The following is a 20148-nucleotide window of genomic DNA, read 5'->3' on the forward strand; positions in this document are numbered from 1 at the left end:
TGGAGCCTGTCATGAACTACCTGCCACTGGCCCTGCTGCTACTGCTCCCCAGCGCCTTCGCCGACGATCAGGCCGACGTGCCGCTGACGATCAATGGCTGCGTCATCGCCGCAGAAAGCAAATGCCCCAACGCCAACCTGCGTGGCGCCGACTTGAACAACCAGGACCTGCGCAAGATGGACCTGTCCGGCGCTGACCTGCGCGAGGCCAATCTACGCCACGCCCGGCTTGATCTGGCCAATCTGGAAAAAGCCGATCTGCGCGGCGCCAACCTGACCCGTGCCAGCCTGCAACAGAGCAACCTGCGCCTGGCCCAGCTGCAAGGTGCGACACTGGTCGCGGTCCAGGCCTGGGGCATGTTTGCCCAGGGTGCCAACTTCGAAAAAGCCGACTTGTCTGCGGCCTACCTGGAGTTCGCCAGGCTGTCGGGGGCCAAGCTGCATGGCACCTCGCTGAAGGCGGCTGACCTGGAAATGACCTGGCTGAGCAAGGCTGACCTCAAGGGTGCGAGCCTGGCCGATGCCAATTTGCAGGAGGCCAAGTTTGGCGAGAGCAACCTTGAGAATGCCGACCTGCGCGGGACGCGGCAGCATTATGCGAATTTCCAGGACAGCAATATGGAAGGTTGCCAGGGCTGTCCAGACTCTTGGCAGTGAAGCGGTGTGGTTGTGTCAGTTGCGGCCTCTTCGCGGGCAAGCCCGCTCCCACAGGTACCGCGCTGATCCTGGAGCTGGCGCTGAGCCTGTAGGAGCGGGCTTGCCCGCGAAGAGGCCTGTATTGAACCCCCTCAGGCGGCAACCCGCAGCAACCCTGCCTCGATGGCCAGGTGCACCAGCTCCGCCTGGCAACTGACCTGCAATTTGCTCTTGAGCAAGGTCAGGTGATTGGACACGGTCTCCCACAGGTACCGCGCTGATCTTGGCGCTGGCGCTGAGCCTGTAGGAGCGGGCTTGCCCGCGAAGAGGCCTGTATTGAACCCCCTCAGGCGGCAACCCGCAGCAACCCCGCCTCGATGGCCAGGTGCACCAGCTCCGCCTGGCAACTGACCTGCAATTTGCTCTTGAGTAAAGTCAGGTGATTAGACACGGTCTTGCTGCTGATACACAGCTGCTCGGCGATAGTGCGCACCGCCGTGCCCTTGGCCAGCATCAGGAAAATCTCCGTTTCGCGCTGGGTCAATCCCTGCAAACGGTCCTGCCCATGCTGACGCGGCTGGCAAGCCAGCGCGGTCGCCAGGGCTTGCTCGATATAGGCATGCCCAGCCATGGTTCGCTGCACCGCTTCAAGCAACACTTGCGGAGCCACCTGCTTGGACAAGAACCCGCACGCCCCCGCTTCCAGGGCCTGACGTACCACGCCAAGCTCGGTGTGTTCACTGAAAAACAACACGCGTAGCTGCGGCAGGCGCTGGCGCAGTCGCTTGGTAGTTTCCAATCCGCTGATGCCGGGCAAATCGAAGTCCATGATCACCAGCCCTGGCACCTGGGCCTGGACCTGGGCCAGGGCCGCCTCGCCACTGTCGGCTTGCAGCACCTGCATCTCGGGCATCCCATCGGCCAAGGTTGCCGCCAGGCCGATGCGCAGCAGCGGATGATCGTCCACCAGCAAAATGGCCATGGGTGCTGCTCCTGCGCGAAGGTATCGCCCCATGCTAGAAGCAGCGCGCCTGCCACCCTCTACTACTTTGGTACTGGTTTGCCTGGCGATGGTCGCATTCACAAAGCCTTGCTACCGGCTCTTAATAGCGGCATAACAAGGGCTGCCTAGCGAACTGCCCCTTGCGTGCGAGCACACATACAACAATAAGGTGCACAGCCATGTACAAGATCCTCATTGCCGACGATCACCCGTTGTTTCGCGAGGCCATCCACAATGTGATCGCCGATGGCTTTCCCGGTAGCGAAGTGATGGAGACCGCAGACCTCGACAGCGCCCTGGCCCTGACCGGTGAACACGATGATTTGGACTTGATCCTGCTGGATCTGAACATGCCGGGCATGCATGGGCTGGGCGGGTTGATGAACCTGCGCAACGAAGCCCCGACCATTCCGGTGGTGATCGTGTCAGCCGAACAGGACAAGCAAGTGGTGTTGCAGGCGATCACCTATGGTGCGGTAGGTTTTATCACCAAGTCCTCGCCGCGCTCGCAGATGACCGAGGCGATCGAGCAGATTCTCAACGGCAACGTCTACCTGCCACCGGACATCATCCGCACCCAGAAACCGGGCAGCCGCCGTGCGACCAGCGAGCACCATGGCTTTGCCCCGGAGCTGCTGCAGGCGCTGACGCGCAAGCAACTGCTGGTGCTCGAGCGGATGACCAAGGGCGAGTCGAACAAGCAGATCGCCTACAACCTGGATATCGCCGAGACCACGGTCAAGGCGCATGTGTCGGCGATTTTGCGCAAGCTCAATGTGCACAATCGGGTGCAGGCGATTCTCAGTGCTGGGGATATCGATTTCAGTGCTTATCTGCGGCGGTGAACCTTAGGGTCTGTTCGCGGGCAAGCCCGCTCCTACAGCGGGCCTTGCTGGTTTTGAGAGCAATGGTGTGTCAGAAAAATCATTGCGCCGATAGCATTTATCCATTGAACACCTTGTTACAGGTGCAGTAAGCTCGGGCTCATTCACTGGAGAGCAACATGACCCACAGCATCCACGACCACGCCAACCACACCGCTCGCATCCTGCGCCGCGTGCTGGCCGTTGTCGGCTGCTCGTCTGTTGCCAGCTTTTATTTTGGGTATTGGTTTAGCCACTAGGCGCCGCTGATACCCCAACGGCGCCCACTCTTCGAGGGGCCGCCGAATACGAGAATACTCAACCCCCGGTCGGCTCCCCGACCGGGGGTTTTGCTTTTCCAGACCTTTGAAAACACACAGATTGCACCTGAGGACAGATCGATGAACTACGCCACCTACGCCTACCCAAGCACCTACGCCTGGCGATTTAGCCAATCCCGTTCGGGCCAGCCTGCCGCCTCCGTTCGGTCGATTCGTGGTGGCAATGCCGCACAACAACCCCATTTGACGATCTGTCGAACACCTCGATAGGGCCGACTGCGCGGGCATCAACCCGCCGTCCGCCCAGGGAACATTACGCCATGCAAGCCTCCAACCTCGCCCTGACCCAACCGCAAGCTGCCAACACCACCGTCAGCCAGCGCCTACCCAGCCCACACCTGCTCAAGCAGCAGATGCCGCTATCCAGCGAACTCGCCCAGCAAGTGCAGCGGCACCGCCAGGCCATCCGCAATATTCTTGACGGCCGCGATTCGCGCCTGCTGGTCGTCGTTGGCCCCTGCTCGATCCACGACCCACGTTCAGCCCTGGAATACGCTGACCGCCTCGCCGCCTTGAGCCGTGAGGTCGATGACCAGTTGCTGCTGGTGATGCGCGCCTACGTGGAAAAACCGCGCACCACGGTCGGCTGGAAAGGCCTGGCCTACGATCCGCACCTCGATGGCAGCGACGACATGCACGCCGGTATCGCCCTCTGCCGTGGCTTGATGCTGAACATGCTCGAACGCGGGTTGCCGATTGCCACCGAATTGCTGCAACCGATGGCCGCTGGCTACTTCGATGACCTGCTGAGCTGGGCCGCGATTGGTGCGCGCACTACCGAATCGCAGATTCACCGCGAGATGGTCAGTGGGCTTGAGTTGCCAGTGGGCTTCAAGAATGGCACCGATGGCGGTATTGGCATTGCTTGCGATGCCATGCGCAGCGCGGCGCACCCGCATCGCCACTTCGGGATGGATGCGCAAGGCTACCCGGCGATCATCGAGACGCTGGGCAATCCTGATACGCACCTGGTGCTGCGCGGTGGCCACAAAGGGCCGAACTACGATGCCGATAGCGTGGCTCAGGCACGCATTGGCTTGGCCAAGGTCGGTCTGGCGGCGCGAATCATGGTGGACTGCAGCCATGCCAACAGTGGCAAGGATCCGGAAAGGCAGCCGGCGGTGTTCGAACAGGTGCTGGCGCAACGCTTAGCAGGCGATACGTCGTTGGTGGGGGTGATGCTTGAGGGGCATTTGTTCGATGGGTGCCAGGCGTTGGGCAAAACACCGTTGAAATACGGTGTGTCCATCACTGATGGTTGTTTGGGTTGGGACAAAACAGCGCAACTTCTCACAACTGCAGCGAGCAAACTCGCCCGCCAGGGTGCTTGAGCCTTGGGCCAAAAGCACCCGCACTGCTGTCGGGCGGTTGCGGGTGCTGCTTAGCTGCATTTAGGCGTTGTACAGCCTCGCGCAGACTCCATTCAAGCGCTGGTGTGGGCCACCATCAGCGCCCCAGGCAGCGCTGGAGCGAATGGTTGTGTGAAAGAACCACCAATATCGCGGACTATTTGGAGGAACGCTTAACCAGGTATATTGCCTCAGCTGCATGGCGCCATACACTCGAGTGATGTCAGAGCTCATTGGCTGGCTAACATGCACACCCGTCTGTCTCAGCCAGGTATTGAACTGAGCATCACTAAGCTTGCCGGTGTTGACTACCAGAGTGTAGACGTTACTCACCTGCACCTGATAGGAAACCCGTGTTCCTCTTGCATCTGCAATAGTGATGGTTGCACTTCCATTCCTTTCCCCGACCACGCGCCCGGTAGAAGTCACTGAGGCAACCGCAGGATTGCTAGAACTGTAGGTGTAGGGTGCTTGTCCACCAGTCGCGGCCCTAACGGCGGTGTTATTAATAGAGTCCGCCCCGGTTCTTGTCCAAGTTGGCATTTTTACAGAAATGCCATTAAGCACCAGCGGACGTTGATCCACCATCAGCGGTGGGTTGACCAATAAGTCTAATTGGGCTGAATGCTGAGGAGCTTGCCCGTTTCGAGTCAAGGTGTAATAGACCCGCACGGTCTTCAGTAGACTGGACAAAATGACGTTTCGAGGAACAACAAACGTGAGCGGCCCAGGACGGCTGACGGTTTGAACTGCGCTGGCATGTGAACCAACACCGCTCACCAATAATTGCACTTGATCCAGCGGGAGCATCCCGGGGAAATTCACGGTAAAGGTTGCACCGGGTATCTCTGGAATCACGGCTGGAGCGAGCAGCCCACCGACAGCAAGCGGCGACTCTGGGCGCACCAGGTTCAACGGTTGAGGGTCGGCAACGATCATCGTCTCTTGCTGCGATAGACGTACGCGGCCGTTGCGATCCCTCACTGTGTAGAAGACCTGCACCACTTCATTCAGCCAGCTGGCAACGACATCTTGCTTAACGGTGATCGACACCGGCGTGGTAGAGCCGGACTGTTCGATGGTATGAGTTGCACTCGTCGACGGTACCAACACCAGGCTTACATAATCCTCCGAGCTCATGCCGTCGTAGGTGATCGTGACGGTAGCGCTGCTAGTGGAAGGTAAGGTTCTGTTCTGGCTCAGCCCCTGCACTAACGGAGCGGGTAGCAATGCCACTTGATCACCCACCAGCAAGTTAAGCGCTGCTGACGACACCGGCTCCGCCTCGCCTAGCTGCACTCGGTAGCTTACAGTCAATCGTCCGCCATCCACCTCAGCCAACATTCCAGACGCATTGAGCCTTACAACTTTGACTCCGCTCTCGACATCCCGGCTATCGATGGGAAATGCAAATGTATTCTGGAAGCTCCGGTTAGTCGCCGTAGTGCCATCGAGCACGACTGTAACCCTATCCTCCAGACTGATCGCTGGCCAGCGCAGCTCGACCGTCAGTTCAGGCAGATTGGCATCTAGCAACAGCCCCCTGGCTTCGCTTACTACGGGCGCCGGTAGACGACGAACCGCAGCTCTGATAAATCGGCTGATGCGCGGCGAACGATCGATCTGAACCCCGTTGCGTAACTGCACATAGCTGACCCACAACTGACCTGCGGCACCAAGCAGTAGATCAGCATTGGGGATTGCACTTTTAAGGTCCCCGCCCTCCGCGTCACCGACTGGCAAGATGGGTAAGTTTCCGCTTCGGACCGATTGCCCATCGCTGGAGGTGATTTCATAGCTGGTGACGATTTGGTCTGAAATCAAAAACGGTGGGCTGGTCGCGCGAATGCGTACCTCAAGATCTAGCCTGCCAAGCTCGTCCAGATGAATTTCCGTATCCTGCCGCACGTTGTCGATCAGCAGCAGCGGGACGCCAAGTCGTCCATCGCTGAAATTGGGCCTGAGCAGTGTTGATAGGGATGGTTTGAGCTGAGGGTTGAGCACCAGGTCTACCACTCTCCAGAACACCGTTACCGTGTCCAGACTCTGGATAGGTTCCAGCGCAGTGCTGGAGACCATCAGTACCAACGGTTGGCCCGCAATGACTTGGCTTGCCAACACCGTATGGCTGATCACGACGTTGCCGATGAACAGACTGATGACATCGCCGGCAGTTAGATTCACATACGGCGCAATGGTGACGGCAATCTGTGACTCGGGTACCAGCTGCGGCGGAAGCGTCAGTGTGGGCGCCAGTAAGCCCGGGTGCGTTGCAGCAGGACTCTCGTCGACTCCGCCGGGCACAGTGTCCTTATAGAACACATCGAGCGGTACAGTTTCAACTGGGTTGCCAACGCCGGCAGTGGTGACTCTGAGATACCACAACCCGTTACCGACTACCGCAGCGGCTGCCGGAATAACCGCCAGAATAGTTTCCTGTTCTTGCCCAGCCCGGACCGGCACAGTCAATACCGGAGCAGGATTGACGATGCCTGCTTCATGCCAGAACAGCTGGTAAGTGTGCTGGGTCGACCGGCCTTCGAACGGTCTGAGAGCCACCTGTAATCCCATGACTGCTTGGTTAGTATCGGGATCGAGGTGGCGCCCCAGCACACCGGCCAGATTGAGCCCGACAACCGGGTTGTCGTCAGTACCGATCAAGACAAAAACTGTCGGTACCGCCGGCCCGAAACCGTCTGGCTCCTGCTGGGTGGATACCATCGCGCGGTTAGTCGCCTGTCTTGCTACAACTGAAGCATAGGTCGACTTCATTGTTTCGATTGCTGCTTCCCCCTCTAGCAACCGATGGGAGCGCTCAGCCTCCAGGAATCTCAGGCCGAAGTGCATCCTCCCTTCAATTTTAGGCGCACTGTCTGGTTGCGAGGGTTCAACGGAGGGCACCACAACTGGGGTTGGCGTGGGTTGGGCAGTTGTCGGATTGTTGGCAGCTTCTACCTTCTTTCGGTACATCTCATCGAAAATATTCAGGTCGGTCATGGCAGCGTTTCCTGGGCGAAGAGCGGCGGTGCTCTAACGGCCAATCTGACGCCGCGCCCCAAAACCAACAACTGGCAAAAATGCTAGGTCCGCACCACAGCCCAGCTGTCAAAACGCAGCGATTAGGCTACCCTGTGCCTTTTCTCACAAGGAGTTACCCCATGGCCCGCGCCACTGCCCGTCACATCCTGGTTACCAGCGAAGACAAGTGCAACGAACTCAAAGCCCAGATCGAAGCGGGTGCCGATTTCGCCGAAGTCGCCAAAGCCAACTCGACCTGCCCGTCCAGCCGCCAAGGCGGTGACCTGGGCTCGTTCGGCCCAGGCCAGATGGTCAAGGAATTCGACACCGTGGTGTTCAGCGCGCCGATCAACGTCGTGCAAGGTCCGGTCAAGACTCAGTTCGGTTACCACCTGCTTGAAGTGACCAGCCGCCAGGACTGATCGGCGATTGTTCCTCAGGAACGCTAGGCAGCCTGTGGGGGTGAGGTGCTCGGTCGAGGGTGATCTGGCAGCTAACTGTGGTGACGTTGCTGACGCTATCGCGGAGCTAGCCCGCTCCTACAAGGTGCTGAGTCGTTTGGGGAAATGCGCCTGGCGCGGGTTGCTGGCCTGTCTGCTGGTGCAGTCGTCCAGCGCCTATGCGGGTGCTTCCCACGCACTCACGGTCTATGGCGAAGCCCCCCGCTACGCCGAAGCGTTCCGCCACTTCGATTACGTCAATCCCGATGCCCCCAAGGGCGGCTCCCTACGCCGCTCGGCGATCGAGATTGGTCAGTTCGACCATATCTTGCCTTACATCGACAAGGGCACTGGCGTCAGTGAAGTCGATGGCTGGCTGTATGCACCACTGGCAGTGCGTTCGTTCGATGAGCCTTACACCGTTTATGGGCTGATCGCCCGCCGCATGGAGCGTGGACCGGACGATGCCTGGTTGCGCTTTGACCTCGATCCGCGCGCGACCTTTGCCGATGGCAAGCCGGTGCGTGCCGAGGATGTGCGTTTTACCTTCGAGCTGCTGATGAGCAAGGGCAGCCTTAAATTCCGCACCCAATTCGCTGAAGTCGCCAAGGTCACGGTAGAAAGCCCGCAGCGGGTGCGCTTTGACTTCAAGCAGCCTCATGGCCGTACCCTGCCCTTGGATCTGGCCAGTCTGCCAGTTTTGCCCGAGCACGATTGGCAAGAGCGTGACTTTGCCAGTGGCGCAGGCTTCAGCAAACCCGTTGGCAGTGGGCCTTATCGTATCGGCCGGATCGATAACGGGCGCAGCATTACGTTTGAGCGCAATGCCAATTGGTGGGCCAAAGACCTGCCGGTCAGCCGTGGGCGCTATAACTTCGAACGTATCCGCATCGAGTTTTTCGGCGATACCGAAGTCGCGCGCCAGGTATTGCGCGGCGGTGGCTACGATTACAACCGCGAGTTCTCCGCCACCGCCTACACCATTGGCTACAACGGCGCGCAGCTCGACGATGGCCGCTTGCAGCGTGCACACCTGGGGCCTGCCAAGCCACAGACCGCCCAGGGCTTTGTGTTCAACCTGGACCACGCCATGTTCAAGGACCGCCGCACCCGTCAGGCGCTGGCCATGCTCTGGGATTTCGAATGGAGCAACCGGCAGATGATGCGCGGTATGTACATCCGCCAGCAGAGCGTGTTCTCCAATACCCCACTGGCCGCGCGGCAACTGCCGGATGGCGAAGAGCTCAAGCTGCTGGAACCGTTGCGCGGCCAGGTGCCGGATGAGGTGTTCAGCACAGTCTTCAGCGCCCCGGTCACCGATGCCTCCGGGATCATCCGCCCGCAGCAGTTGCAAGCGTTGCAACTGCTGCAAAGCGCGGGTTGGCAGCCCGAGGGGGATCGCCTGGTGAACGCCCAGGGCGAGCCCCTGGAGTTCACCTTCCTCAACGGCCAGTCTGGCCTTGAGCGGTTGTTGCTGCCGTGGAAGCGCAACCTGGCACAGATCGGTATCACCCTGAACATTCGCAACGTCGACTCGGCGCAATACATCAACCGGGTGATGGCACGCGACTACGACATGATCGTCACCGGCTACCCAGTCACCCTGTCGCCGGGCGCTGAGCTATACAACTACTTTGGCTCGGCATCGGCCAACGACCCGGGCTCGAACAACCTGATGGTGCTCAAGGACCCTGCCGTGGATACCCTGCTCGATGGCCTGGTGCGGGCTGACAGCCAGGCGAGCATGCTGCGCTACGCCCACGCCTTGGACCGGGTGCTGCAATGGAACTACTACTGGATCCCCAACTACTACCCGCCCGGCAGCTCGACTGTGTGGTGGAATCGCTTCGGCCTGCCCAAGGTGCAAGCGAGCTATGACGAAGGCCTGGATACCTGGTGGGAAATCAGCCCCACCGCCCTGACCAACGAACAGATGGCCGAGCGCCGGAAGACTTCGCCATGACGAGCTACATCCTGCGCCGGCTGTTGTTGATCATTCCCACCTTGCTGGCGATCCTGCTGGTCAACTTCGCCATCGTCCAGGCAGCGCCCGGTGGCCCCGTGGAGCAAGCAGTCGCGCGTCTGCAAGGAATTGGCGGTGGCGCACCTGGGGCACGGGTCGAGACGGTCCAGGGTGAATCGCGGGCGACACGCGGGCTGGACCCGAAGCTGATCGAAGAGATCAAGCGTCAGTACGGTTTCGACAAGAGCGCCCCGGAACGTCTCTGGTTGATGCTCGGCCAGTACGCCAGGCTCGACTTTGGCAGCAGCTTCTTTCGCGGCGCCAAGGTCACTGACCTGATCCTGGAAAAACTCCCAGTGACCCTGTCGCTGGGCTTTTGGGCAACGCTGATCACCTACCTGGTATCCATCCCCCTGGGCATTCGCAAAGCCGTGCACCACGGCAGTCGGTTCGACGCCTGGAGCAGTGCGCTGATCGTGATTGGCTATGCCCTGCCCTCGTTCCTGTTCGCCTTGCTGTTGATCGTGCTGTTCGCGGGCGGCACGTCGCTGAACTGGTTCCCGGTGCGCGGGCTGGTCTCGGAAAACTTCGACCAGCTGAGCCTGCTGGGCAAAGTCGCGGATTACTTCTGGCACTTGGTGCTGCCCGTCGGCGCGTTGGTGATCGGCGGCTTCGCTACGCTGACCCTGCTGACCAAAAATGCCTTTCTCGACGAGATTTCCCGTCAGTACGTGGTCACCGCACGCGCCAAGGGCCTGAGCGAGCGGCGGGTGCTGTATGGGCATGTACTGCGCAATGCGATGCTGCTGGTGGTGGCTGGGGTGCCGCAGGCGCTGATCACAGTGTTTTTCGCCGGCTCCTTGCTGATCGAAGTGATCTTCTCGCTCGACGGCCTGGGGCGGATGAGCTACGAGGCCGCTGTATCACGCGACTATCCGGTGGTGTTCGGCACGCTGTTCATCTTTACCCTGGCCGGGCTGCTGATTCGCTTGATCGGTGACCTGTGCTACACCCTGCTCGATCCGCGTATCGACTTCGACACGAGGGCGCACTGATGCTCTCGCCTGTCTCGCGGCGCCGCCTGCAACGCTTTCGCGACAATCGTCGCGGCTGGATTTCCCTGTGGCTGTTTGCCGGGCTGTTACTGCTGAGCCTGGGCGCTGAGCTGGTGGCCAACGACAAACCGCTGCTGCTGTCGTACAAGGGTGAGCTATACGTACCGGCGCTCAAGCGTTACACCGAGCAGGCGTTTGGCGGGCAATTGCCGTTCCAGCCGGACTATCGCAGCCAATACGTACACGAGCTGATCGAGGGCCAGGGTGGCTGGATGTTGTTTGCCCCGATCCCGTTCAGTGCCGATACCCCCAACTACGACCTGCAAGTGCCGACACCCAGCCCGCCCACCAGCACAAACTGGCTGGGCACCGATGATCAGGGACGCGATGTGCTGGCGCGGGTGCTTTATGGTACGCGGGTATCGCTGCTGTTCGCCTTCGCCCTGACGGTCGTCAGTGTGCTGATCGGGCTGCTGGCCGGCGCCTTGCAGGGCTATCACGGCGGTTGGGTCGACTTGCTTGGGCAGCGCTTGCTGGAGGTCTGGTCGGGGTTGCCGGTGCTGTATTTGCTGATCATCCTCAGCGGCTTTGTCGAGCCGGATTTCTGGTGGCTGCTGGGGATCATGGCGTTGTTTTCCTGGCTGACCCTGGTCGATGTGGTGCGTGCAGAGTTCTTGCGCGGGCGCAACCTTGAGTACGTCAAGGCGGCCCGCGCGCTGGGCCTGGCAGACACCCAGATCATGCTGCGGCATATCCTGCCCAATGCTATGAATGCCACCCTGACGCTCATCCCGTTCATGCTCACAGGCGCCATCACCACCCTCACCGCCCTGGATTTCCTCGGCTTCGGCATGCCTGCTGGCAGCGCCTCGCTGGGCGAGTTGGTGACCCAGGGCAAGCAGCATCTGGAGGCGCCTTGGCTAGGCTTCACCGCGTTCTTTGCCCTGGCCTTGATCCTCTCGTTGCTGGTATTCATGGGTGATGCCCTGCGCGAGGCGTTCGACCCGCGCAGGTAACAGGCTCAGCACTGGCAAGCGGATCGCTGCGCTCCCTGTTGGAGCGGGCTTGCCCGCGAAACAGCCAACCCGCTACGACTGACAAACCTTTAATCATGCTCCACCTATCCAGGCATCCCCATGCACGACAGCGACAGCCTCAAGGACTATCCCCAAGTACGCCAGTTGGCGATCCGTTCGCTGTTCGAGATCATCGAGCAGTCCAGCGAAGGCACGGTGATCGTCGACCGCCAGGCGCGCATTGTCTGGATGAACGAGCGCTACGCCCGCCGCTTTGGCCTGCCGGACGCCGCCACTGCCATCGGCCAGCCGTGCGAGGCGGTGATTCCCGGTAGCCTGATGCGCGAGGTGGTCAGCGATGGCAAGCCGATCCTGCTGGATATGCTCGATACGCCCAATGAACCCTTGGTGGTCATGCGCCTGCCGATTCATGACGACCAGGGCAAGCTGATCGGGGCGATTGGCTTTGCCTTGTTCGATGAACTGCGCAGCTTGTCACCGCTGCTCAAGCGTTATTCGAGCATGCAGCAGGAACTGGCTTCGACCCGTTCGCAGTTGCGTGCGCGCCAGGCCAAGTACACCTTCGCCCAGTTCGTCGGCACCAGCCCAGCCAGCCTTGAAGCCAAACGCCGTGCCCGGCGTGGCGCCAACAGTGATTCGCCGGTGTTGCTGCTGGGTGAAACCGGCACCGGCAAGGAGCTGCTGGCCCACGCCATCCACGCCGCCTCGGCCAGGGCGCACAAGGCCTTTGTCAGCATCAACAGCGCCGCGATTCCTGAAACGCTGCTTGAGGCCGAGTTCTTTGGCACCGCGCCGGGCGCCTTTACCGGTGCCGAGCGCAAGGGCCGGTCCGGCAAGCTGCAATTGGCCGAAGGCGGCACGCTGTTTCTCGATGAGATCGGCGATATGCCGCTGGCATTGCAGAGCAAGCTGCTGCGAGTGCTGCAAGAGAAAGAGTACGAGCCGGTTGGTTCCAACCAGATGCTGCGCAGCGATGTGCGAATTATCGCTGCAACCTCCATCGACCTGCAGGCGGCCATGGCCGAAGGCCGGTTCCGCGCGGATTTGTACTACCGGCTGAACGTGCTGCCGATCCAGGTACCGCCGCTGCGTGAGCGTCTGGATGACCTGCCGGCACTGTGTGAGGCGATTCTGGCGGATTTGGGCAGTCAGTATGAGCTTGAAGATGAGGCGCAGGCCTTGCTGATGCGCCATGCCTGGCCGGGCAATATTCGTGAGCTGCGTAACGTGCTGGAGCGGGCCACGCTGTTGGCGGATCAGCCGCGCTTGGGGTTGAGTGATTTGCAGGAAGCGCTAGGCCCTCTGCTGGCTGTAGAAGGGGCGCCGGTTGCGATGAATCTGCGCGAAGCGTGTGAGCAGTTTGAGCGTAAGGTGATTGTCGAGGCCTTGGCGCGTTGTGCTGGAAATGTGCCGCAAACGGCGCAGAGCCTGGGGGTGGGACGGTCGACGTTGTACAAGAAGATGGTCGCGCTGGGGGTATTGTCTCAATAATGAGATTAGCGATCTATAGTTAGAGACCGCAGAGTTGGGTCGCTTTGCGGCACATCGCAGCGGTTCGGCGCCCCGACAAGCCGGCTCCTACGGGTATTGCGAGATAGTCAAGAACGCCGCTGTACCTGTAGGAGCTGGCTTGTCGGGGCGCCGAACCGCTGCGATGGGCTGCAAAGCAGCCCCAACAATCTCAAATCAGAGACATATATTCCTGAGCTCAAAGATAAACGCATATAAATCAATCACTTAATCAACTGGCACGATTCCCGCTATCCCCTCCAAACCCATAAAAACAAGATTCACCCAGGAGATAGACCCGATGACTGTGCTCATCGCCTTGGCAGCCCTCGCGCTGCTGATGCTCGCCGCCTACCGCGGCTACAGCGTAATCCTCTTCGCCCCCATCGCCGCCCTCGGCGCGGTGCTGCTCACCGACCCTTCTGCTGTTGCCCCCGCTTTCACCGGCGTGTTCATGGAAAAAATGGTCGGCTTCATCAAACTGTACTTCCCGGTATTTCTGCTCGGCGCGGTGTTCGGCAAGCTGATCGAGCTGTCTGGCTTCTCGCGCTCGATCGTTGCCGCCGCCATCCGCCTGCTTGGCACCCGCCAGGCCATGCTGGTGATCGTGCTGGTCTGCGCCCTGCTCACCTACGGCGGTGTGTCGCTGTTCGTGGTGGTGTTCGCGGTGTACCCGTTCGCTGCGGAAATGTTCCGCCAGAGCAATATCCCTAAGCGCCTGATCCCGGCGACCATTGCCCTGGGTGCGTTCTCCTTCACCATGGATGCCCTGCCCGGCACGCCACAAATCCAGAACATCATCCCCAGCACCTTCTTCAACACCACGGCCTGGGCCGCGCCCTGGCTGGGCTTGATTGGCACAATCTTCGTGTTCTGTACCGGCATGCTCTACCTGCAGCGCCAACGCAACAAGGCTCAGCGCGCTGGCGAAGGCTATGGCAGCGAACTGCGCAATGAGCCAGAAACCGCTGACGACCTGGCCCTGCCCAATCCACTGCTGGCACTCGCCCCACTGCTGCTGGTGGGGGTGATGAACCTGCTGTTCACCCACTGGATCCCCCAGTGGTACGGCAGCAGCCATAGCCTGCAACTGCCGGGGATGGCCGCGCCAGTGCAGAGCGACGTGGCCAAGCTGACCGCGATCTGGGCGGTGCAGGCGGCCTTGCTGGTGGGCATCTTGATGGTGCTGGTGTGCGCCTTCGGCGCAATCCGCCAGCGCTTGGCCGAGGGCAGCAAAAGCGCTGTCAGCGGCGCCTTGCTCGCTGCCATGAACACCGCATCGGAATACGGCTTCGGTGCGGTGATCGCCTCGCTGCCGGGCTTCTTGGTGCTGGCCGATGCGCTACGCGGCATCCCTAATCCGCTGGTCAACGAAGCCATCACCGTGACCTTGCTGGCGGGCATCACTGGCTCGGCATCAGGCGGGATGAGTATTGCCCTGGCGGCGATGGGCGACAGTTTCATCGCAGCGGCCAACGCCGCCAACATCCCGCTTGAAGTGCTGCACCGGGTGGCGGCGATGGCCAGTGGCGGCATGGACACCCTGCCGCACAACGGCGCGGTGATCACGTTGCTGGCGGTCACCGGCCTGACCCACCGCGAAGCCTACAAAGATATTTTTGGGATTACCCTGATCAAGACCCTGGCGGTTTTCGTGGTCATCGCGACCTTCTACGCCACCGGCATCGTCTAAGGAGCTTTTGCATGACACTGACTGGCAAAACTGCACTCGTCACCGGTTCCACCAGCGGCATCGGCCTGGGCATTGCCCAGGTACTGGCAGGCGCTGGGGCGAACATTATCCTCAACGGCTTTGGCGATCCGGCGCCGGCACTGGCCGAGATCGCCCGCCACGGGGTGAAGGTTGCCCACCACCCGGCGGACTTGTCCCAGGTCACGCAGATTGAAGACCTGTTCGCCCTGGCTGAGCGCGACTTTGGCGGTGTCGATATCCTGGTCAACAACGCGGGTATCCAGCACGTCGCCCCGGTCGAGCACTTTGCGCTCGAAAGCTGGGACAAGATCATCGCCCTGAACCTCTCGGCGGTCTTTCATGGCACGCGGCTGGCCTTGCCCGGCATGCGTGCGCGCAACTGGGGGCGGATCATCAATATCGCTTCGGTGCATGGCTTGGTGGGCTCTACTGGCAAGGCCGCTTATGTAGCCGCCAAGCACGGCGTGATCGGCCTAACCAAGGTGGTGGGGCTGGAAACCGCTACCAGCAATGTCACCTGCAACGCCATCTGCCCAGGTTGGGTGTTGACACCGCTGGTGCAGAAGCAGATCGACGATCGCGCCGCGGCCGGGGCTGATCCGCAGCAAGCGCAGCACGATTTGCTCGCCGAAAAACAACCTTCTTTGGCATTCGTCACCCCCCAGCATCTGGGTGAGCTGGTATTGTTCCTGTGCAGCGAGGCCGCAAGCCAGGTCCGCGGCGCCGCCTGGAACGTCGATGGTGGCTGGCTGGCCCAGTGAGGGTTGGCGGTGGGCCTGGCGAGGTCTTGCATTCGTTCACTTGCAAGGAGGCCGCATGCGCCCATTCCCACTGACCGCGATCTTTTCCCTGACCCTGGCCGCCGCCGTTCCGGCAATGGCGGCCACGCTCAAGGACGTCGCGCCCTATCCTGAGGCGGAAAAAGGCTTCACCCGCCAGGTCATCCACCTGCCCGCGCAGGCTGATGAATCGGCCCACAAGCTGGAGATCCTGGCTGGCAAAACCCTTGAGGTAGACTGCAATCGTCAGCGTCTGGCCGGAACCTTGGAAGAAAAAACCCTGGAAGGCTGGGGCTACAGCTATTACCGGCTGGACAAAGTCGGCGGGCCAGCCAGCACCCTGATGGCCTGCCCGGATGGCAAGAAAACCAAGGCCTTCGTGCCGGTAATCGGTGAAGGCTTCATGCTGCGCTACAACAGCAAGCTGCCGGTGGTGGTCTACGTGCCCAAAGGTGTTGAGGTGCGTTATCGCATTTGGTCGGCGTCCGAAAAGGTAGAAACAGCTAAAGTGGAGTAATAGTGCCCCTGTAGGCCCGGGCCTGCCCGTGCCTACACGCCTTTGCGGAGATTTCGGCATGAACGATGTGCTCTGGCGCCCCTCCACGGCGCGGATCGAGGCCAGCCGGATGGATGCCTTCCGCCGCCGGGTCAACCTGCGTTTCAATCTGCAGCTCAACGATTACCCCGCCCTGCACCGCTGGAGCATCGAGCACCGCGCAGCCTTCTGGCAGACCCTGGCGGAGTACTTCCATGTACAGTGGCAATCCCCCGCCAGCCAGGTACTCGAAGAAGGCCCGCTGATGCCCGATGCGCGCTGGTTCCCTGGCGCCACCCTCAACTACGCCGAACACCTGCTACAGCGCCGCGACGACCGCCCGGCGGTTATTGCCGTGCGTGAAGATGGCAAACGCCAGGGGTTCACCCACAGCCAACTGGCCGCCCAGGTGGCCGGTTTCCAACGTGCCTTGAGCGCGTGTGGCATCCAGGCCGGTGACAGGGTTGCTGCGGTCATGCCCAATACCTGGGAAACGTTGGTGGCCATGCTCGCCTGCGCCAGTATCGGCGCGGTCTGGTCCAGCTCCTCACCCGAATTCGGCCTGCACGGCATCATCGATCGCTTCGGCCAGATCGAGCCGAAACTCCTGATTGCCTGCGCCGGCTACGAATACGCCGGCAAGCGCATCGACCAGGTGGACAAGATCAACCAAGTGGTCAGCCAGCTGCCAGGCCTTGAGCACTTGCTGATCGTGCCCTATACCCGCAGCCATACCCAAGCCGAGGAATTTGTCGCGCCCAACGTCAGCCTGTGGAATGCGTTCTACCAGGCCGAGGGCGAACCGCAGTTCACTGCGCTGGCCTTCGACCATCCGCTGTACATCCTCTACTCCAGCGGCACCACCGGCGTGCCCAAGTGCATCGTCCATCGCGCTGGCGGTGTGTTGTTGCAGCACCTCAAGGAACATGGCCTGCATAACGACTTGAAGGCCGACGACGTCCTGTTCTACTACACCACCTGCGGCTGGATGATGTGGAACTGGCTGGCCAGCGCTTTAGCCGTTGGCGCAACGATCGTGCTCTACGACGGCTCGCCATTTCATCCAAGCGCCGAACGCCTGCTCGACCTGATCGATAGCGAGCAGGTCACCGCGTTCGGCACCAGTGCCAAGTACCTGGCCGCGCTGGAGCAAGAAGGCCTGCAGCCGGCCACCAGCCATCGCCTGGACAGCCTGCGCCTGATCCTCTCGACCGGCTCGCCGCTGTCGCCACACAGCTACGACTACGTCTATCGCCAGATCAAGGCCGACGTGTGCCTGGCTTCGATGTCTGGCGGCACCGATATCGTCTCCTGCTTTGTCCTGGGGAATCCGTTACTGCCAGTGCGCCGTGGCGAGATTCAGTGCAAAGGCCTCGGCATGGCCGTGGAGGTGTGGGACGAGCACGGCCAGCCGCTGATCGACGAGAAAGGCGAGCTGGTGTGCACGCGCAACTTCCCCTCGATGCCGCTGGGGTTCTGGGGCGATACCGATGGCAGCCGCTACCAACAGGCGTATTTCAGCCAGTTTGCCGGGGTCTGGGCCCAGGGCGACTATGCCGAGCAAAGTGCCACAGGTGGCCTGATAATCCATGGCCGCTCCGATGCAGTGCTCAACCCGGGCGGGGTGCGCATTGGCACGGCAGAGATCTACCGGCAGGTAGAGAAGGTCGAAGAAGTGGTCGAGAGCGTCGCCATTGGCCAGCAGTGGCACAACGATGTGCGCGTGGTGCTGTTCGTGCGCCTGCGCGAGGGGCTGCAACTGGATGACGCCCTGCGCCAACGTATCCGCCAGGTGATTCGCCAGTACACCACGCCGCGCCACGTACCGGCGGTGATCGCCCAGGTCAACGATATTCCGCGGACCATCAGCGGCAAGCTGGTGGAGTTGGCGATTCGCAATGTGGTCCACGGCCAGCCTGTGAAAAATACCGATGCCCTGGCCAATCCTGAAGCGCTGGAGCAATTCCGCGACCGCGCAGAGCTACGCGATCAGGCATAATGACGCCCTTTTTTGCCCGATACACAGGTGTCCCATGAAAGCTCAAGCCCGTCACATCCTGGTCAAGACTGCTGCCGAGGCCGAACAGCTCAAGCAGCGCATCGCCAAGGGCGAGGCCTTCGACGTGCTGGCCAAGAAGTTTTCCACCTGCCCGTCGGGCAAGCGCGGCGGCGATCTGGGTGAAGTGCGCCCAGGGCAGATGGTCGGCGCGATCGACCAGGTGATCTTCAAGAAAGCCCTGCGAGAGATCCACGGGCCGATCAAGTCCAAGTTTGGCTATCACCTGGTGCAGGTGTTCTACCGCGATTGATGAAGCCTAGCGCCGCGCTGCCAGCAACCCTAACCCGGCACAACCAAGCAGCGAAGCACTGACCCGGTTGAATACCCGTCGTGGTCCAGGCCGATTGAACCAGCGCTGCAGGTAAGCGCCCAGCCCCGCATAGATCGCGATTGCCGCCCACTCCAACAGCAGGAACAGCCCGCCCAGCCAGAGGAACTGTTCACTGACCGGCATGGCGCTGTTCATCGAAACGAACTGCGGCAAAAAGGCGGTGAACAGCAAAATCGCCTTCGGATTACCCGCTGCCACCCAGAACTCCTGGCGCGCCAGGCGCCAGGTGCCGCGCGGGTGATCGCCCGCCAGTTGCGCCTCACCAACCGGTGCCCGCCACAGTTGCCAGGCGATGTAGAACAGGTAAGCCGCGCCAATCACCTTGATGCTCAGAAACAGGTATTCGCTGGTGTGCAGCACCACCGCCAGGCCCATTGCCGCCAGGGTGATCATGCCGCTGAAGGCAAGAATCCGCCCAGCGCCGGCCACACAGGCAGTGCGCAGGCCATAACGGCTGGCATTGTGCAGGGACAAGAGGTTGTTGGGGCCAGGTGCCATGTTCAGGGCAAAGCAGGCGGGGATGAAAAGCAGCAGGCTCGACAGGTCCATTATTGTTCTCCGTTGCGACCGGGCCAGCCTCGCCGCCCTGGCCTGCCGGCGTCAAGCACAGCCATGGGGTAAATGACCGCAACAGTGGGCCACAGGTTAGACTGCAAGCTCCGCTGACACCCGAGACAGCCCATGCATTGCGAGAGCAGTGAAATCTGGCATGACCCCGCCCTGCCCTTCGTCGAAAGCCGCCGCGCTTGTCATAGCCGCGCCTGTTACAAGGCCCATAGCCACCCCACGTTTTCCATTGGTGCGGTCGATGAGGGTTTTAGCCGTTTCAGCGGTGCCGGCAAACGGCAAGTGCGCCTGGCGCCAGGCACTCTGGTGCTGGTGCCGGCGCAGCGGGTGCATGCTTGCAACCCGGAACCGGGTGCGGCCTGGAGTTACCAGATGCTGCACCTGGATGCCCAATGGTTGCAGCAGCTGCGCCTGGAGATGGGCATGCCAGCGGCTGATGCGGGTGAACCGGCGCGCATCGTCCGCTCAGTGGCGCTTTACCAGCACTTTTGTCAGCTCAATGCGCTGTTGTTCTCAGACGCCGGGGTTGCCGAGAAGCACGCAGCGCTGGTGACGTTCATGGGGGATCATGATTTCAGTGCATACCCTGCTCTGGAGGCGGTCGCCCTTGCACCGCTTAGGCAGTCTGTTCTTGGCCAACTGATTGAGCATATCGATCAGGCGGAGTTGGCCGAGTTGAGCTTGGACTCGCTGGCACGCCAAGCCGACCTTGGGCGCTATCAGCTGATTCGCGCCTTCCGTGCAGCCACCGGTTTTACGCCCCACGCTTATCTGCTCAACGCCCGGATCAACCGGGCGCGGCAGCTACTTCGCCAAGGTGAGGAACTTGCCGAGGTGGCCTACCGCCTGGGTTTCGCTGATCAGAGCCATTTTCAGCGGGTATTCAAGGCCCATACGGCGGCTACCCCAGGGTATTACCGAACTGCTGGGTCGCCTGTATTGGGGCCGCA

At 61.1% G+C, this 20148-nt stretch carries 16 protein-coding genes and 2 pseudogenes; 14 read left to right on the plus strand and 4 right to left on the minus strand.

Annotation, left to right across the window (positions count from 1 at the left end):
* The first annotated feature begins 11 nt into the window (after nucleotides 1–11).
* Nucleotides 12–656 carry a pentapeptide repeat-containing protein gene (locus tag ACI2JX_RS16270; RefSeq protein WP_404690489.1) on the plus strand — a complete coding sequence of 215 codons (645 nt, stop codon included), beginning with the start codon at nucleotides 12–14 and terminating at the stop codon, nucleotides 654–656.
* Nucleotides 657–787: 131 nt separating this feature from the next.
* Here ACI2JX_RS16270 and ACI2JX_RS16275 read toward each other — a convergent pair.
* Together ACI2JX_RS16275 and ACI2JX_RS16280 are read right to left on the minus strand one after the other, a co-directional pair.
* Nucleotides 788–886: pseudogene (locus ACI2JX_RS16275) on the minus strand (DNA-binding response regulator); the annotation flags it as partial.
* A gap of 95 nt (nucleotides 887–981) precedes the next feature.
* On the minus strand, nucleotides 982–1617 hold the full coding sequence (locus ACI2JX_RS16280) for a response regulator (protein WP_404690490.1): 636 nt from the start codon (nucleotides 1615–1617) through the stop codon (nucleotides 982–984).
* A 200-nt stretch (nucleotides 1618–1817) separates the two neighbouring features.
* Here ACI2JX_RS16280 and ACI2JX_RS16285 point away from each other — a divergent pair, with 200 nt between their 5' ends.
* Both ACI2JX_RS16285 and ACI2JX_RS16290 read left to right on the plus strand, forming a co-directional pair.
* Nucleotides 1818–2483 carry a response regulator transcription factor gene (locus ACI2JX_RS16285; protein WP_264232797.1) on the plus strand — a complete coding sequence of 222 codons (666 nt, stop codon included), beginning with the start codon at nucleotides 1818–1820 and terminating at the stop codon, nucleotides 2481–2483.
* Between the two features lie 619 nt (nucleotides 2484–3102).
* Nucleotides 3103–4173, plus strand: coding sequence for a 3-deoxy-7-phosphoheptulonate synthase (locus ACI2JX_RS16290; protein WP_404690491.1), 1071 nt, complete (start codon nucleotides 3103–3105; stop codon nucleotides 4171–4173).
* A 60-nt stretch (nucleotides 4174–4233) separates the two neighbouring features.
* Here ACI2JX_RS16290 and ACI2JX_RS16295 read toward each other — a convergent pair whose 3' ends face one another.
* A complete protein-coding gene (locus ACI2JX_RS16295; RefSeq protein WP_404690492.1) occupies nucleotides 4234–7188 on the minus strand; it encodes an Ig-like domain-containing protein in 2955 nt (984 codons plus the stop codon).
* 161 nt (nucleotides 7189–7349) lie between these two features.
* On the opposite strand from ACI2JX_RS16295, the gene ACI2JX_RS16300 reads away from it, so the two are divergent.
* The 10 genes from ACI2JX_RS16300 to ACI2JX_RS16345 all read left to right on the plus strand — a co-directional run bounded on the left by ACI2JX_RS16300 (nucleotide 7350) and on the right by ACI2JX_RS16345 (nucleotide 18550).
* Nucleotides 7350–7631 (plus strand): peptidylprolyl isomerase, encoded by a 282-nt coding sequence (locus ACI2JX_RS16300; protein ID WP_404690493.1) that lies wholly within the window; start codon nucleotides 7350–7352, stop codon nucleotides 7629–7631.
* Between the two features lie 178 nt (nucleotides 7632–7809).
* Nucleotides 7810–9612 carry an extracellular solute-binding protein gene (locus tag ACI2JX_RS16305; RefSeq protein ID WP_404690617.1) on the plus strand — a complete coding sequence of 601 codons (1803 nt, stop codon included), beginning with the start codon at nucleotides 7810–7812 and terminating at the stop codon, nucleotides 9610–9612.
* Nucleotides 9609–10667 (plus strand): microcin C ABC transporter permease YejB, encoded by a 1059-nt coding sequence (locus ACI2JX_RS16310; protein ID WP_264232791.1) that lies wholly within the window; start codon nucleotides 9609–9611, stop codon nucleotides 10665–10667. The genes ACI2JX_RS16305 and ACI2JX_RS16310 overlap by 4 nt, the downstream gene beginning before the upstream one ends.
* Nucleotides 10667–11683, plus strand: a complete 1017-nt coding sequence (locus tag ACI2JX_RS16315) for an ABC transporter permease (RefSeq protein WP_404690494.1) — start codon at nucleotides 10667–10669, stop codon at nucleotides 11681–11683. The genes ACI2JX_RS16310 and ACI2JX_RS16315 overlap by 1 nt, the downstream gene beginning before the upstream one ends.
* Before the next feature lie 120 nt (nucleotides 11684–11803).
* On the plus strand, nucleotides 11804–13195 hold the full coding sequence (locus tag ACI2JX_RS16320; RefSeq protein ID WP_404690495.1) for a sigma-54 interaction domain-containing protein: 1392 nt from the start codon (nucleotides 11804–11806) through the stop codon (nucleotides 13193–13195).
* Nucleotides 13196–13514: 319 nt separating this feature from the next.
* The gene (locus tag ACI2JX_RS16325; protein ID WP_404690496.1) at nucleotides 13515–14906 is read left to right on the plus strand and encodes a GntP family permease; all 1392 of its coding nucleotides are present in this window, start codon (nucleotides 13515–13517) and stop codon (nucleotides 14904–14906) included.
* Between the two features lie 11 nt (nucleotides 14907–14917).
* Nucleotides 14918–15688 carry a 3-hydroxybutyrate dehydrogenase gene (gene hbdH / locus ACI2JX_RS16330; protein ID WP_404690497.1) on the plus strand — a complete coding sequence of 257 codons (771 nt, stop codon included), beginning with the start codon at nucleotides 14918–14920 and terminating at the stop codon, nucleotides 15686–15688.
* Nucleotides 15689–15743: 55 nt separating this feature from the next.
* Nucleotides 15744–16223, plus strand: coding sequence for a serine protease inhibitor ecotin (eco, locus tag ACI2JX_RS16335; RefSeq protein WP_264232784.1), 480 nt, complete (start codon nucleotides 15744–15746; stop codon nucleotides 16221–16223).
* Nucleotides 16224–16281: 58 nt separating this feature from the next.
* Nucleotides 16282–18240, plus strand: a complete 1959-nt coding sequence (locus tag ACI2JX_RS16340; RefSeq protein WP_368973344.1) for an acetoacetate--CoA ligase — start codon at nucleotides 16282–16284, stop codon at nucleotides 18238–18240.
* Between the two features lie 34 nt (nucleotides 18241–18274).
* Nucleotides 18275–18550, plus strand: coding sequence for a peptidylprolyl isomerase (locus ACI2JX_RS16345; protein ID WP_186554429.1), 276 nt, complete (start codon nucleotides 18275–18277; stop codon nucleotides 18548–18550).
* A 6-nt stretch (nucleotides 18551–18556) separates the two neighbouring features.
* On the opposite strand, the gene ACI2JX_RS16350 is transcribed toward ACI2JX_RS16345, so the two are convergent.
* Nucleotides 18557–19180, minus strand: coding sequence for a LysE family translocator (locus ACI2JX_RS16350; RefSeq protein WP_404690498.1), 624 nt, complete (start codon nucleotides 19178–19180; stop codon nucleotides 18557–18559).
* A 132-nt stretch (nucleotides 19181–19312) separates the two neighbouring features.
* Here ACI2JX_RS16350 and ACI2JX_RS16355 point away from each other — a divergent pair.
* A pseudogene (locus ACI2JX_RS16355) lies at nucleotides 19313–20119 on the plus strand (AraC family transcriptional regulator); the annotation flags it as partial.
* Nucleotides 20120–20148: the final 29 nt, after the last annotated feature.

It is taken from the genome of Pseudomonas sp. NPDC088890, from assembly GCF_044900155.1.
Lineage (GTDB): Bacteria > Pseudomonadota > Gammaproteobacteria > Pseudomonadales > Pseudomonadaceae > Aquipseudomonas > Aquipseudomonas urmiensis.

Excerpts from the sequence above, each read along its gene's own strand:
- ACI2JX_RS16315 (WP_404690494.1), top strand. The coding sequence starts at position 10,667 with ATGCTCTCGCCTGTCTCGCGGCGCCGCCTGCAACGCTTTCGCGACAAT.
- ACI2JX_RS16280 (WP_404690490.1), bottom strand. The coding sequence starts at position 1,617 with ATGGCCATTTTGCTGGTGGACGATCATCCGCTGCTGCGCATCGGCCTG.
- eco (WP_264232784.1), top strand. The coding sequence starts at position 15,744 with ATGCGCCCATTCCCACTGACCGCGATCTTTTCCCTGACCCTGGCCGCC.
- ACI2JX_RS16270 (WP_404690489.1), top strand. The coding sequence starts at position 12 with ATGAACTACCTGCCACTGGCCCTGCTGCTACTGCTCCCCAGCGCCTTC.
- hbdH (WP_404690497.1), top strand. The coding sequence starts at position 14,918 with ATGACACTGACTGGCAAAACTGCACTCGTCACCGGTTCCACCAGCGGC.
- ACI2JX_RS16295 (WP_404690492.1), bottom strand. The coding sequence starts at position 7,188 with ATGACCGACCTGAATATTTTCGATGAGATGTACCGAAAGAAGGTAGAA.
- ACI2JX_RS16325 (WP_404690496.1), top strand. The coding sequence starts at position 13,515 with ATGACTGTGCTCATCGCCTTGGCAGCCCTCGCGCTGCTGATGCTCGCC.
- ACI2JX_RS16285 (WP_264232797.1), top strand. The coding sequence starts at position 1,818 with ATGTACAAGATCCTCATTGCCGACGATCACCCGTTGTTTCGCGAGGCC.
- ACI2JX_RS16300 (WP_404690493.1), top strand. The coding sequence starts at position 7,350 with ATGGCCCGCGCCACTGCCCGTCACATCCTGGTTACCAGCGAAGACAAG.
- ACI2JX_RS16320 (WP_404690495.1), top strand. The coding sequence starts at position 11,804 with ATGCACGACAGCGACAGCCTCAAGGACTATCCCCAAGTACGCCAGTTG.
- ACI2JX_RS16290 (WP_404690491.1), top strand. The coding sequence starts at position 3,103 with ATGCAAGCCTCCAACCTCGCCCTGACCCAACCGCAAGCTGCCAACACC.
- ACI2JX_RS16345 (WP_186554429.1), top strand. The coding sequence starts at position 18,275 with ATGAAAGCTCAAGCCCGTCACATCCTGGTCAAGACTGCTGCCGAGGCC.
- ACI2JX_RS16310 (WP_264232791.1), top strand. The coding sequence starts at position 9,609 with ATGACGAGCTACATCCTGCGCCGGCTGTTGTTGATCATTCCCACCTTG.
- ACI2JX_RS16340 (WP_368973344.1), top strand. The coding sequence starts at position 16,282 with ATGAACGATGTGCTCTGGCGCCCCTCCACGGCGCGGATCGAGGCCAGC.
- ACI2JX_RS16350 (WP_404690498.1), bottom strand. The coding sequence starts at position 19,180 with ATGGACCTGTCGAGCCTGCTGCTTTTCATCCCCGCCTGCTTTGCCCTG.